The 13774-nt window shown below is 45.8% G+C and carries 13 protein-coding genes; 9 read left to right on the forward strand and 4 right to left on the reverse strand.

Going from position 1 to position 13774, the window contains the following annotated elements:
- Nucleotides 1–179 precede the first annotated feature (179 nt).
- The 7 genes from QZW47_RS29740 (at nucleotide 180) to QZW47_RS29775 (ending at nucleotide 6785) form a co-directional block, all read left to right on the forward strand.
- Nucleotides 180–689 carry a hypothetical protein gene (locus QZW47_RS29740; protein WP_293136077.1) on the forward strand — a complete coding sequence of 170 codons (510 nt, stop codon included), beginning with the start codon at nucleotides 180–182 and terminating at the stop codon, nucleotides 687–689.
- Nucleotides 690–718: 29 nt separating this feature from the next.
- Nucleotides 719–2179 carry a CRISPR-associated RAMP protein Csx7 gene (gene csx7, locus QZW47_RS30300; RefSeq protein ID WP_366930955.1) on the forward strand — a complete coding sequence of 487 codons (1461 nt, stop codon included), beginning with the start codon at nucleotides 719–721 and terminating at the stop codon, nucleotides 2177–2179.
- A gap of 31 nt (nucleotides 2180–2210) precedes the next feature.
- On the forward strand, nucleotides 2211–3179 hold the full coding sequence (locus QZW47_RS29755) for an RAMP superfamily CRISPR-associated protein (RefSeq protein ID WP_293136080.1): 969 nt from the start codon (nucleotides 2211–2213) through the stop codon (nucleotides 3177–3179).
- A complete protein-coding gene (locus QZW47_RS29760; protein WP_293136083.1) occupies nucleotides 3176–3655 on the forward strand; it encodes a hypothetical protein in 480 nt (159 codons plus the stop codon). The genes QZW47_RS29755 and QZW47_RS29760 overlap by 4 nt, the downstream gene beginning before the upstream one ends.
- Entirely contained in the window at nucleotides 3648–4727 is a 1080-nt protein-coding gene (locus tag QZW47_RS29765) for an RAMP superfamily CRISPR-associated protein (protein ID WP_293136088.1), read from the forward strand. The genes QZW47_RS29760 and QZW47_RS29765 overlap by 8 nt, the downstream gene beginning before the upstream one ends.
- Nucleotides 4728–4729: 2 nt before the next feature.
- On the forward strand, nucleotides 4730–5365 hold the full coding sequence (locus QZW47_RS29770; protein WP_293136091.1) for a hypothetical protein: 636 nt from the start codon (nucleotides 4730–4732) through the stop codon (nucleotides 5363–5365).
- Nucleotides 5366–5570: 205 nt separating this feature from the next.
- Nucleotides 5571–6785, forward strand: a complete 1215-nt coding sequence (locus QZW47_RS29775; protein ID WP_293136098.1) for a glycosyltransferase — start codon at nucleotides 5571–5573, stop codon at nucleotides 6783–6785.
- A 325-nt stretch (nucleotides 6786–7110) separates the two neighbouring features.
- Here QZW47_RS29775 and QZW47_RS29780 read toward each other — a convergent pair whose 3' ends face one another.
- Both QZW47_RS29780 and QZW47_RS29785 read right to left on the reverse strand, forming a co-directional pair.
- Nucleotides 7111–8019, reverse strand: coding sequence for a MoxR family ATPase (locus QZW47_RS29780; protein WP_293136104.1), 909 nt, complete (start codon nucleotides 8017–8019; stop codon nucleotides 7111–7113).
- A 268-nt stretch (nucleotides 8020–8287) separates the two neighbouring features.
- Nucleotides 8288–9505: a bifunctional riboflavin kinase/FAD synthetase gene (locus QZW47_RS29785; RefSeq protein WP_293136109.1), complete on the reverse strand. Its 1218-nt coding sequence runs from the start codon at nucleotides 9503–9505 to the stop codon at nucleotides 8288–8290.
- A 245-nt stretch (nucleotides 9506–9750) separates the two neighbouring features.
- Between QZW47_RS29785 and QZW47_RS29790 the strand changes: the two genes are divergently transcribed.
- Nucleotides 9751–9933, forward strand: a complete 183-nt coding sequence (locus QZW47_RS29790; protein ID WP_293136116.1) for a hypothetical protein — start codon at nucleotides 9751–9753, stop codon at nucleotides 9931–9933.
- A gap of 87 nt (nucleotides 9934–10020) precedes the next feature.
- Here the strand turns inward: QZW47_RS29790 and QZW47_RS29795 are convergent, their stop codons facing one another.
- On the reverse strand, nucleotides 10021–10929 hold the full coding sequence (locus QZW47_RS29795; RefSeq protein WP_293136123.1) for an MBL fold metallo-hydrolase: 909 nt from the start codon (nucleotides 10927–10929) through the stop codon (nucleotides 10021–10023).
- Nucleotides 10930–11515: 586 nt separating this feature from the next.
- Nucleotides 11516–11641: a hypothetical protein gene (locus QZW47_RS29800; RefSeq protein ID WP_293136160.1), complete on the reverse strand. Its 126-nt coding sequence runs from the start codon at nucleotides 11639–11641 to the stop codon at nucleotides 11516–11518.
- Nucleotides 11642–12721: 1080 nt separating this feature from the next.
- Between QZW47_RS29800 and QZW47_RS29805 the strand changes: the two genes are divergently transcribed.
- Nucleotides 12722–13636, forward strand: coding sequence for a hypothetical protein (locus QZW47_RS29805; protein ID WP_293136171.1), 915 nt, complete (start codon nucleotides 12722–12724; stop codon nucleotides 13634–13636).
- Nucleotides 13637–13774 lie beyond the last annotated feature (138 nt).

Raw genomic sequence — 13774 nt, forward strand, 5'->3', positions numbered from 1 at the left:
TGCAGTAAATCTGATATTGATGTGTTATCCTCAATAATTTTTTGTGTCATGTGTCCTATTCTATAACACTGTGTGTACCCCGTTTCATTTATTTTCCTTTGCTACCCCTACTTATTGAGCCGATACAAATAATCTATATCTTTGAAGGAGCCAAATCAAATTTAATTACTATACCTCGTTTGCCAATAACCGTAGATTATTGCCGGCTGACAGATCATGTACCTACTCTAGCATTGCTCAATGCTGATACTGGGCTACTTCCATCAAAAACTGAAAACATTCCAGAAGCTATGATTACAGAAATTGATGGTAAAATTATCTTTTCTCATTGGGGACAACTTGTTTGGAATCAGTGTAAAAATGATTTTTTATCCCAGGAACTCCAAGATTTTCCTAGGATAGCTTACAAAGATACGTTTAGGAAAGACTATAAAAATATTAGTGAAGCCAATGATAAGGTCGATCTCCAAGAAAAATTGGCTAAAGTTTCCGGCTTACTCGAAGAATCTAACGGTGATACTGCTTATCTCAAAAGCGATGGAGGTTTACTCTATGAAGTCTATCAAAATCAAGGAGGTATTGCACACTTCCGTATAACGCAAGGTATACGAGTTAGTTGTACAGCTTCAGGGGGAGTTCTAACACTTCGTCGTTACGGGAAAGAGCCAGATGTCAATAAAAATCCTTAATAATTATCAATTGAATAAAAGGATAAGTCATGTTTGAGACATTCAAAAATCGACTGGAAATCACAGGAACGCTGACAACTGTAACAGCATTACGCATTAGTAAAGGTCGATCGACTGAACCGATCGGCTCCGATCTACCCGTAATCAAAGATGCCTTGGGTAGACCCTTGATTCCCGGCTCAAGCTTTAAAGGTGCTTTACGATCGCGCTTAGAAAGCTTCCTGCGAGGAATTTTGGGCAGCGATCGCAAAATGGTAGCCAATCCTGCCATAGAAGATGAATGGTCGATCACCTCTCGGGAAATGAAGATAATCAAAGAAAATTTCAAAGATGACAAAGCTCTAACTGCCGAGATTCTCAAGCATACCGATCTAATATCTCATCTCTTTGGTTCCCCTTGGCTGGCTAGCAAATTCCAAGTCCGCGACTTAACTGTACAACCCGATGCGTGGTTCGGACAATATCAAGAACGAGATGGAGTCGCCATTGACAGAGATACCGAAACCGCCGCCGACGGGAAACTTTACGACTTTCAAGTTGTCCCCGCAGGTACTCCCTTTGATTTTAAAGCGGTTGTCGAAAATGCTGAGGAGTGGGAATTGGGCTTATTGGCGATCGGCTTACACCAATTCGAGACAGAACAAATTCCGCTGGGTGGCGGGCGATCGCGCGGGCTAGGTGTTGTTAAACTAGAAATTGATAAAATGCACTGGGTTGACATTCGAGATGACAAAGATCCTAATAATACCGATCCAAGTAAGTTGCTAGGATATATGAAAAACCTAGTAAATAACAATCTTTGCTGTGTCGTTCCTGATAATTATCAAAAACAATGGGCAGAATCATTCATTAATCATTATGAGGTCAGTATGGGTTTCAGTAACTACAAAAACATCGGTGAAGTTCTCAAAAAATTTCAGGTGACTTATACCGAAGCTAATTTTGTCAAAGAAACTGAGTTTAGTATCACTGATTATTTTCGGGAAGACTTAGAATTTATGATGCGAGAAGCAGTTGTGGACAATTCAGAGTTTGCTGTCTGCGAAAATTTGATATATCCAGTTATCAAAGAAGTTTGGAAATGTTATCACAGTAAGTTTATTTTATGGAGTCATAAATCTCTTACTTGCTACCAGTATATGTCTGGTTTTTCTGAGTATATTTTAGCAAAACGTTCTCCTCTTGGCAAAGTTGTTTTTGACAAACCATATTTGCTTTTAGTTGAAGCCAAAGAAGACAATTTTCACGAAGGTTGGGTGCAATGCCTTGTAGAAATGATTACAGCACAGCGAATAAATCATGAATTAAACGTAACAATTTTAGGTATTGTTACCAATGGCACAACCTGGCAATTTGGCAAGCTAGAAGGTAAGACTTTTGCCAAGCAGATTAATCGTTACATGATTCAGGATCTAGATCAACTTTTTGCTGCTGTCAATTATGTATTTCAAGAGTGTGAATCCCAGCTAGATACTTCAGTAGTTGCCTAAATTTTACAAGTGTTTTCAATCTAACTAAACTATGCACAAACGATTTGTCAACCACTGCACCATTGACTTAAGTCTAATTCCCGACGGGCCAATCTTGATAAAATCTGGCAAAGAAGGGGCAGATCCAACTAAACCGGATATGGAGTTTGTCGAGACTTACCACGCAGGAGGAAGGTCAATTTATCTACCGGGAAGTTCCCTAAAAGGTGCGATTCGCGCTCATGCTGAAAGAATTGTCAGAACAGTAGGTAGAGATACCAATCCCAGTAATTACGATCCCAAAAATCTCTGGGCTAACGATCCGTTGAGTGACAAGTACGAATACTTAAAAGATAAATCATCCAGCGATATTTACAAATTATCTTCTTTTACAGACCAATTATTTGGCAATACTTCGATTGCTAGCCGACTGAGAATCCAAGATGCTTACCCAGTTGATAAAAAACAAGTCAAAATTCAAGAACGCAATGGAGTAGCGATCGATCGCGTTTTCGGTTCCGTAGCCGTGGGCCCGTTTAACTATCAAGTCTGCACCGCCGGAGAATTTCGCACAAAAATACATCTCAAAAACTTTTCCTTAGCACAATTAGGCTTAATTGGCTTAGTTTTGCGAGACTTAAATGATGGCTGGTTTGGTATCGGTTTTGCAAAATCTCGCGGCTTGGGCACCGTGACAGTAAATTTTAACGAAGCCGTAGTTCAGTATCCCGGCTGTCAATTAGATCAAGATAACCGCCAAATTAAACAAATAGTAAAATCCGGTGCATGGGGACACGTTTTATTGCTGGGTGCGGGAGAGTTTTTAGAGGCTGATGAAGCCAAAAAGTATGGCTTTTCTCAACCAGATCGCGAACAAACTCCGATTGCTGCTGAAGAGATGGATTTAGGTTTTGGAGTGCAGCTAAAATGGCAAGGTGATGGTGAAACTGGTGTTCCCAATTTATTTAAATGTGCAGTTCATGCTTGGAGTAAACTTTTAATACCAGGTGTCGCAGCATGAGTAAAGGTTTTGTTGGTGTTCGATCGCGTTTGTCAGCAGATGAAGTCAAAAAGTTGCTAGAAAAGTTAGCAACTGAGGAAAGTTACTATTTTGTGCGATCGCCCCACGCAGTCAGTGGCATTTGCAGGAAACTGCCCGATGAGTTTTCTCTGGGCTTTGAAGGGCAAATGTTTAATAGCGATCGAGAATTACGCTGGAAAAAGCAGGGAAGTGTATATGAAGCGTTACTCCTGAGTGGGGTTCCAGCCGATTTAGAGGGATTTGAGGCGATCGGCAAAAATTGGGAATATTGCGATCGCGCTGCTTACTTTCATGACCCTAACGAACCCAAATTTCCTAAAAGTTTTGTCTATAAAGGAAAAAATGATGAGAACATTAAATCTAAAAATATTAACATAGGTCAGCGATACTTTCAAGAAAAAAGCACTGCCACTGTTCATTTTGTCGCCCTCACCATCAGGAGTAAAAATGACTAATAATTCCCTACCAAAACCCCGACGTTCTACACCCCCGCCTCCAAGCAGCCAGGTTTCTAATAATTATGCGGGTGAAATGCTAGGGCCTAAGCCTTATGAATTAATTAGTTTTCCCAAAGAACGACCGCCCAAAAAAGCTCCTGCTGGACATCACAAATATTTGGGCGATCGCCTGCACGGAACTTTGTTTATAACTTTGAAAGTTCAGACTACCTTACACGTGTCAACAGGTGTGGTTGTTATGGGTAGCGACATCAGCAGTCGTGTGCCTTTAATCAAAACAATGGTTCAAAATATTGACCAAAAACTATCAATTCAAGGCAGTTCTCTCAAAGGCTGCATTCGGTCAGCTTATGAAGCCATTACTAATAGCACTTTAGCAGTAATTACAGGAAGATATAAAGATAAAATTCCGGTCGATCGCCTGCCTTGTAAAAATAAACAAGAAGTCTGTCCAGCAAGTCAAGTATTTGGGGCTTTGGACTGGCAAGGGTTGATAGAGTTTAGCGATGCCAAGTGCGAAAATACAGGCTTTGCGACGGGATTTATGCCATCTTTATATCGTCCCCGTCCCGATCAAAGAGGAGCATATTTTGACGCCAGAGGGAATGTAGCAGGGCGCAAGTTTTATTATCACACGATTCGGGCGATCGACAAAGGTCAAAATCAAGGAATTACCGTTCAGCAAGCGGCTAAAGAGTATACTTTCAAAACCCAGATCCAATTCAAAAACTTAACATCAGCAGAGTTGGGAACGCTTTTGATTGTGTTGGGGCAAGATCCAAAATATGCGATCGCCCTGAAGGTTGGTGGCGGGAAGCCGATCGGCATGGGAACAATGACTGTGGAAGTCACAGCAGCAACGGTTTTGCAGAATAAGGGAGATTTGCGCGATCGCTATTCTTCGTACAATCCTCCTGAATCTGAGAGCATAACTGGTACGAATTTGCAACAGTTTATGCAGAAAAATATTCAAGCTGCTCATTCTAGTTTAGTGCAAGCAACTCAATTGCAACAACTCGCTGAAGTGTTAAAATATCCGACCGATCGCGAACCAGAAGAAATGTATTAAAGATGTCGAATACTGAATTAGTCACAGAATCTTTGACTGAAAGAGAATGGGGAATTGTTCATGCGATCGCGCAAACTCTGGTCAAAGAACAAACCGATGTCAATGAATTGGGAAAGGCGATCGCCTATCTCCGCAATACAGTTAATGAGCCTAATGCGGGAGCAAGATTTTTCAAATACTTAAAAACCTTAGTCAGTAATGGCAGACAAATCGGTCACAGCAAAAAAACATCTGACTATTACCGGAATATTGACGAAGCTTGCACAAAGTATCTTCAAAGCGAACAAACTAATCCGCAGAAGATGCTGGAAATTTTAGGTTGGTCAGCACGTCTGATGAAATATTACAGAGAAGCTGGGCCTATTGAAGAAATTATTGCCCCAGTAGCGGAGTCAGGGCGACAAGCGGAAATTGCTCAATTTATGCAGTCTCAAAAGTTTGAAATTGGTCAAATCTTGGAAGCTAAAGTGACTCAAATCAACGGCAATAAAGTCTCTTATGAAATTTTAAGAACTATCAAGCTGACGCAAAAAGAGCCTAAAAAGGCACAATCTCTCTCTCAAGACCAAGTGGTTCACGTTGAAATTTTAGACCTTAAGGAAGATGGCAGTCTTAGAAAAGTCAAATGCTGTGAATAAAAATATTGAGTTTTGGTAAAGGTAGGATGATTCTGGGGTAGCATTAGTGTTTCCCCTCCTCTCTTCCTACATCTTATACATCTTCCTCGCAAGAGGACTTTTATCGATCGCCCGCGCCGCACCCATTCCACCAAAAGCGATCGCCCTTCACATCCCATAAGGCTAAACTGATCTAAAGTTTAACCACAAAAATTTCTACCCCTTCATGAACATCGCCTATCTAGTCAACCAATACCCCAAAGTCAGCCACAGCTTCGTTCGTAGAGAACTCCTCGCTGTCGAAACCTACGGTATCAAAGTCGGGCGTTACTCGATCAGATCCTGCGAATCCGAACTCGTAGACGGCGCAGACAAACAAGAACAAGAACTCACCAAAGTCATCCTAGGGGCTGGCGTACAGGGCTTAGCGTTGGGTTTGCTTCGCACTGCCGCAACTAGACCAATTCGATTCCTCGAAGCTTTGCGGTTAATGTTCAAAGTGGGCTTACACTCAGAACGGGGGATTTTGCTGCATCTGGCTTATTTCGCAGAAGCTTGCATTCTTTTAAATTGGTTTGCAGAATCGGGTACCACACACGTTCACGCTCACTTCGGCACAAATTCTACAACTGTTGCAATGTTGTGTCGCGTCCTTGGTGGCCCGACTTACAGCTTCACCGTTCACGGCCCCGAAGAATTTGATAAAGCTACACTTCTTTCCTTAGATGAAAAAATTAAACGATCGACCTTTGTAGCAGCAGTCAGTTCCTTCGGCAAAAGTCAGCTCTTTCGGTGGTGCGATCGCGCTTATTGGTCAAAAATCAACGTCATACACTGCGGCGTCGATGCTGCATTTTTAACCGCACCCTACGTCCCCATACCCGCAGCACCCCGCCTAGCCTGCATTGGGAGACTCAGCGAACAAAAAGGTCATTTGCTACTGCTAGAAGCCGCCAGCAAGCTAGCAGTTGAAGGGTTGCAGTTTAAATTGGTATTTGTCGGAGACGGGCCGCTGCGAGCTGAGATTGAACAGCAAATTGCACAACTCGGTCTACAAAACTATATAGAAATTACCGGTTGGGCTAGTGGCGATCGAGTTCAGCAAGAAATTTTAGCTTCCCGTGCAATGGTATTGCCCAGTTTTGCCGAAGGTTTGCCCGTCGTAATTATGGAAGCTCTCGCTCTCAATCGGCCCGTAATTAGCACCTATGTTGCTGGCATCCCGGAGCTCGTAGAACCGGGTGTTTGCGGTTGGTTGGTTCCTCCCGGTTCCGTAGAAGCATTAGCTGTTGCCATGCGAGCGGCATTGGAAGCACCTTTGGAAAGACTAGAAGAAATGGGGAAAATAGGAGCCGAACGGGTTGCTCAACAACATAATGTTGATATAGAGGCAAAGAAATTAGTGGCTCTGTTTCAAGGATCTATTGAACAATCATCATAAGACAAGAAGACCGGGCGGTTAAAACCGCGTCGATACAGACAAAACCCGCCTCCGCGGGTTGAAGACAAAGACGATTGAAACCGCCGAATTATCTTCAGTCCGCGGAGGCGGACTTTGTTTGTGTAGACGCGGTTTCAACCGCCGTCTTATCTTCTTCATTCTTCAGTCCGCGGAGGCGGACTTTGTTTGTGTAGACGCGGTTTTAACCGCCGTCTTATCTTCTTGATTCTTCAGTCCCTCTGAGCTCGGACTTTGTTTGTGTAGACGCGGTTTCAACCGCCGTCTTCTGCGGGCGATTTGTAACTTTTTAAGGAATTGTAACTTTTCAAGGAATTGCAACAGATTTCAACAACTTATCAACAATCGTCTTCGCCTTCCTTCCCCCCGCCGGAATCAACCGGTGAGAAAGTACGTGCGGCGCTAATTCCTTCACATCATCCGGGGTAGCAAAATCCCGCCCCGAAATAAACGCCAAAGCCTGAGATGCCCGGTGCAAAGCCACCGCACCACGTGGACTCACCCCCAGAGTAATCTCTTCATCCTCGCGGGTCGATCGCACCAAATCCACAATATACTGCTTCAAAGAACCTTCCACCTGCACAGCAGCGCACAAACGGCGCAATTCCTGCACCTCTTCCAAAGAAATACAAGGCTGCAAATCCTCAACAGCAAAAGTATCAGACAACCGTTCCAACATTTGCAACTCTTCCAGCGCAGCCGGATAGCCCAACGTCAAAGACAAGGTAAACCGATCCATCTGCGCTTCTGGTAGCGGAAAAGTGCCTTGATATTCGATCGGGTTTTGAGTCGCAATCACAAAAAACGGCGCTGGAACAGTCCGAGAAACCCCATCCACCGTCACCTGCTTTTCTTCCATCACTTCCAGCAAAGCCGACTGAGTTCGCGGCGTCGCCCGATTGATTTCATCAGCCAGCAAAACATTCGCAAAAACTGGGCCTGGCAAAAACTCAAATTTCCCGCTGCTAGGATTCCAAATATTAGTACCGGTGATATCCGTTGGTAACAAATCGGGAGTACACTGAATCCGCTGAAACTTCCCATCGATCGATCGCGCCAAAGACTTCGCTAACAGCGTTTTTCCTACACCTGGCACGTCTTCTAGCAGCGCGTGTCCCCCCGAAAGGACGGCTACCATCACTAAGCGAATAGCGTCTGCTTTGCCGACAATCGTTTTGCCTAGATTTTGTTTGAGCCGCTCAATATGTTCTCTCATATCCCTGATTTCTAATTGTTAATTGCTAGTTGTTAATTGCTTGTTCTGGCATTCCCCGTCTCTCTTAGTTAGGACTTAGTTTTTGTTCGCGTAAATTCAGAGATTTCAATCGCCCAGGCAAAACTAGACTTTTTACAGAATTCTTTGATTAATACAAAAACCGCAGATTTTATGCGGATTAACACAGATGAACGCAGATAAATTCAGGATGGCTTGGGATTTTTGCCAGATGTCTAGTGTACGTCCTAAACTGATGGAGTACGATTTTTTAATCATTAGTAGCTAACACCTTTCTAGCAACATCACAATCTGCCTGAATTTGAGTTTTTAGAGCATCTATAGAATCGAATTTTTGTTCGGGTCGCAAAAATTCTATCAAACTTGCGCTCAAGGTTTGACCGTACAAATCCCCAGACCAATCTAACAGGTGAACTTCTACAGTCATTTGCAGGCCGTTTACCGTCGGGCGGCGACCAACATTCATCACTCCATTTATAAACGATATATTTGGCGATCGATCGCGAATTAGAGATTTGGGATTTTTCCACTTATAGGCGGAACTTTCATCTTCGATGATTCCGGTTCCATCCTTTACCGAAACTCGCACCGCGTACACGCCAAAACATGGCAAAAATTTTTCCGGCGGCAGTTCGATATTAGCAGTTGGAAATCCGATCGTCCTACCCAGCCGCTGTCCGCCCACCACAGTCCCCACTAAACTGTAAGGTCGCCCCAGCAATTTATTCGCTTTTGTGAGGTCGCCGGATGCTAAACCTTCGCGGATGGCGGAACTGCTGATTCGATCGCCCTCAGCGCAATTTTGCAGGGGTATCAGGGCAACATCAATACCGTAACCTGAGGCGATCGACTGCAAATCTACAGCCGTTCCAGCCCGTCCCTGTCCGAACCTAAAATCAACGCCCACGCTAATTCGACTCGCTTGCAGTTGCCGCACCAGAATTTCCTCGACAAACTCAGCAGCAGTCAAAGCGGCCAATTCTCGATCGAACGGTAGCAGCACAAGTTGCTCGACACCCATTGCTGCGAGCAATTCTACCTTTTCGGCCAGAGGTGTCAGCAGTTTTTTCGGTTGACCTGTAAAAAATTCTTGCGGGTGGGGATTGAATGTCACCACAGTACCGTAAAGCCGATCGCCCGCAGCAGTATTTTGACCAGAGAGGCTGTTGCCCTCGGCCCGGGGGTGCGCTATCGAACTATCAAAATTCAGGCGGTTGTCGGCTCTCTCAAGCAGTGCTGCTGAGTCGTTTTCCCATGTCGCCGGATGTTCGCTTTCCCAATTTTCATCTGTGCCAGCCTGTGAGTGCCAGCTTTGATCCGTCTCCGAAACCGTCGCAGAACTTGACCCTGGCGATCGATTTAAAATTGGCTGCACAACTTGTCGGTGCCCTAGGTGCAAACCATCAAAGTTTCCCAAGGCAACGGAAGTTGGAGTCAGAGCAGCGGTAGAAGAAGAAGTTATCCACACGCTTAAGATTTTGACACACTTAGCCAGATTGCGATCGCCAGTCGATTTTAGATTTTAGATTTTAGATTTTAGATTTTACTTCACAGAATCGATCTGGGAACTCAAACTTATATCTAAACTTTTTGGTGCTCTACGACTCAAGCGGGGACAGGTATCCGTAGACTTCCTGAACCCAAAGAAAAGCCGTCAAGCGAAAGCTTGCCCTCCGAGCGAAGTCGAAGGGACGGGGTTTTAAACCCAAATTTTTGATAAATTTAGAGGTTACGTGCATTTACTATAAAGAGCGATCGCTCTTGCCTGTCGAGCGTAAATCTGTTGTCAGCTCGATCCTAGGCCGTCTCTGTCGCAGTCGATCGACGATTGTCGATTTTGTCGGCGGTGCAGTCACTCGTTCGCTCGCCATCTATCCCGACGCTCCTCCTCGATGAGGGTAGAGCGCGGGACTTCCCGCCTGTCGCTTAAATTTTAGATTTCAGATTGGCAGATTTGAGAACCATCTGACTGTCTCAAATCCATCAGACCGGCACTTTAGGCGCTTCCACCGACGCTTCCTCAGACACCTCATTACTATGAGGAGGCAGCAACTGTAACGACAAACCTTCCCGCGCCATCAAACTGTTCGGGAACCTTTGAGCCACTTGCTCTCCCACCCTGTCTAAAAACTCGTCACTGTGCAGCGGATCGTGATGAAAAATCACCAACTTTTTCACATTAGCTGCATGAGCCACCTTCACTGCTTCCTGCCAAGTTGAATGTCCCCAGCCGACCTTGCTGGTCTTCTGGGCATAATACTCCTCATCCGTGTAAGTAGCATCGTAGATCAGTACCTCAGCATCCCGAGCCAAATAGAGCACATTTTCATCCAAACGATCTGGAAAATGTTCGGTATCACTGACGTAAGCAGCGGAATACCCCCGCCAGTTGACGCGGTAGCCCATCGCTTCGCCCGGATGGTTTAGCATCGCAGTTTCCACCTTAATCTCTCCGATGGACAGCGGTTTGCCCACCTCTATATCGTTAAATTTCAGGTCTGCGCCCATAATTTGCAGCGGTACCGGAAAATTGGGGTGGAGCATTTGGTCGTTGAGCCGCTGCTGGATAGTAGCCTTATTAGGAGCCACAGCGCCGTAGATGTGAAAACAATTGCCCCTAATAAAAGCTGGGACAAAAAATGGGAATCCTTGAATGTGATCCCAGTGAGAGTGAGTAAAAAACATATGAGCTTCTACGGGCATCTGCGACAGGAGAGTTTGTCCCAAAACCCGCAATCCTGTACCGCCATCGAAAATTAGGCGGCTGTCACCCACTCGCATTTCTATACAGGGCGTATTGCCCCCATAACGTACTGTTTCCGCCCCGGGAGACGCTATGCTACCTCTAACGCCCCAGAAGTGAACCGTGAATTGGTTTTGCATACTAGACATGGGTTTTCCTGCAAGATTGCTCCGGCGAGCCATCGGTAAGGTGTTTACATATTGGTCAGGGCTTGTGCGATCGAACCCAAGCTCTTTGACGGTCGAGAAACGCACTTGTTAAAAGTACCAAAAGTCTCGCTTGTCAGAGAATGCAAAACTGTTGGGCTTGACAACTGAGCAAGAAATTACAAGGTAGACTAATGAAGTCTCGATCGTAACTATATCTTGGACTCCCTTCACTAGCCTAACCTCCGCAGAGACACTTTGGGGCAGGAGTTCTGCCTGAGTGTGGTCTTGCAGCCGCTGTTTTTCCAGTCACCGCACTTGCCTGGTGCAGGCTGGCGCGATTGGTTGTTGGCGCTGCTGCGACGGCGGGTTTGAACGTTGGGGATGGCCAGCAGGCTTTCTGCTGCGAGCCATCGACCACAATATCCCGACCCCGCGGGCCATTTTGCCCCGATATCTGACGGCTATCGCCTCGCGGGCGTAACTCGGGGGGCCTACAAGAATTACGGTTAATTTACCTAATTCTATCTGCTCGCGCCCTCCAACCCCTGCCCTGTTGATGGGGTAATGCTTTTAACGAGATATCGGTTTAATTAACAGAAGTCTCATTAATCGATCGAACGCACCCCATCTCAAGCAAAGCTGCTTTTGGGAGAATTTTGCAGCGGGCGATGCCGCCGTCCTTGGCACTACTGCTGTCCAGGGCGAGCGACATCGAGCTTTAGCCGCCCGCGCTCCCAAAAACAACAGGAAATCCTGTGCGATCGCACTCAATCAAGGTCGTACCGAGGGATTCGATTGCGTCATGCCAACTTAATGCCCTACCTGAAGAAATTATAGCGGATGGGAGCGCATCTGTTTGCTGGTCACGCTCTACCGAACTCTCTACCGAACTCTCTATTGAACTCTCTATTGAACTACAGTCGTTTTCTAGCTGAGGGCGAGGAGCAAGATTTTGTTCAAAAATTTTAGCAGTTTAAGAATAATCCTGCTGTTAATTATCCAACAATTTTGTCTGGGTTCAGGCGTCGCTAAGTCGAGAAACAGATTTTCCTTTTTCGATTTGACATTTGATACGGACTCCACAGATGAATCTGGCAGCTTGAACTGATGTCTCAAATTTGGGACTTTCCACTAGAGCCTTGCGGGGACTGGGATTAAAGTTGACAGGAGCTGCTGCTGTCGGTAGAGTTAGCCGTCAAGCCGCGAACCCAGCTTTAACTGATACGTTTCACTTGAATTATGGCGCAACATCGGAATCCGAGTCTTTGGATGGATGCGGACTAAAGTCCTCACTACGAACCTTTTGATGCGGACTCGCATTCCGAACGATATAACCTTTTGATGCGGACTCGCATTCCGAACGATCGAACTTTTTGTATTGCGGGTAATTAACCGGACAGGATGTGACACTGGGGGCAGCGAACTCTTGGGCATCGGGGCAAAAAGCTAAATTTTCGTCGCGCGTTTCTGTGCAGACGAATTCCACGACTCAAAACCACCCAAATTTCTTAAATTTAAAACTTTTTTGGCTGTGGCATGAGTGCCACAGGAGGATATACCTTTTGTCTCACAAACCATCCAGAAATATTCGCCCGCTATCCCTGCTGCTTTGCTTAACAATCTTCAATCATTCTATTGTTAGTAATGATTTCTCGAAATTAGGTGCGGTTGCGGTAATCGCCACGGCTGGAAATTTCAGGTATCATAGAGTCTAAGAGTCGGGTTAGCCGACAATCTAAATCTGTGCTAAAAACGCCGGGATAACTTTAAGTTATTTCTCAAAAAAGTCAGTATGAATCAAGTTAAAAAAAATACAACCAAGCTGAATCAATCAGTAGTGAAAGAGTCCGATCGCACTTGGGAAGTCGAGCAGCTACCATCGATCGACTTATCCTTAGAAATGACTGATAGCCGAGGGTCGAGTCAATTAAGTCACGATCGCCCCCAAGAAACCCCCAGGACTGCCGAAAAAAGGCGCCGCAGGGTAGATGGCAAGACGGATCGGACTCGATCGCCAGTCGTTTCAGGGGCCTTGATCAAGTGGCTGCTAGAGCGTTTGAGAAGCTCGAAAGGCGGGCTGGCGGCTTTCACCATGGCAGCAGTTTGGGGGTGGTGGAATAGCGAGTTATTGTTTTCAACCGGGCTGGGGATTGCAGCGATGATGCTGGTTTACCGAGGGCAGTTGGGCGACTGGCAGTTGCTGCGAGCTAAAGCCGAGCAATTTTGGGAGGGCCCGAACCGCCGGTTCGTTTTGGCTGTGGGCGCCGGGGGGATTTCTACCTTGGGCGCTTACATGAGTTTGGCGATTTGGGCGGACTCCGAGAGCCATTGGATAGCTTTGAGCCTGATTTTGCAGAATTTTGGCACGATCGCGATTGCAGGGCTGTTGCTGCGCCAAGCGCTGAGTTTCCAGGCCTCAAAAGATGAAGCGACGCTCGATCGCATCCTGGCAGATTTGACTGATGCTGACCCCGTGAAGCGTTTGATTGCAGTGCGGCAAATGACCGATTTGGTAAATAACAATGGGTTTAACAGCGTGACTTTTGTCAACGGTTCCTTGGTGAAGCCATCACAGAGGATCGCCCGTTCCCGCGCTGCTGAGTGCTTTCGCCTGATGCTGAGTCGAGAACCCGAAGCTTTAGTCCGCAATGCCCTTCTGGAAGGTTTGCAGACTTGGGACGATACTTACCAAAAAGAATTGGTTTAAAGCAAATCCCTTTGAGTTAGGTCGAGGGAGGCTATTAAGCCCCGCCCCTCCCAATTAGATCCGAACGTGCGACTTTCATCGCATTCGGCTCCCGATATTCTAGTCACGCGACTTGCTCATGTGGGTGTAATCGTGGCA

Origin of the sequence: Microcoleus sp. bin38.metabat.b11b12b14.051, from assembly GCF_013299165.1 — a bacterium.
Taxonomy (GTDB): Bacteria; Cyanobacteriota; Cyanobacteriia; order Cyanobacteriales; family Microcoleaceae; genus Microcoleus.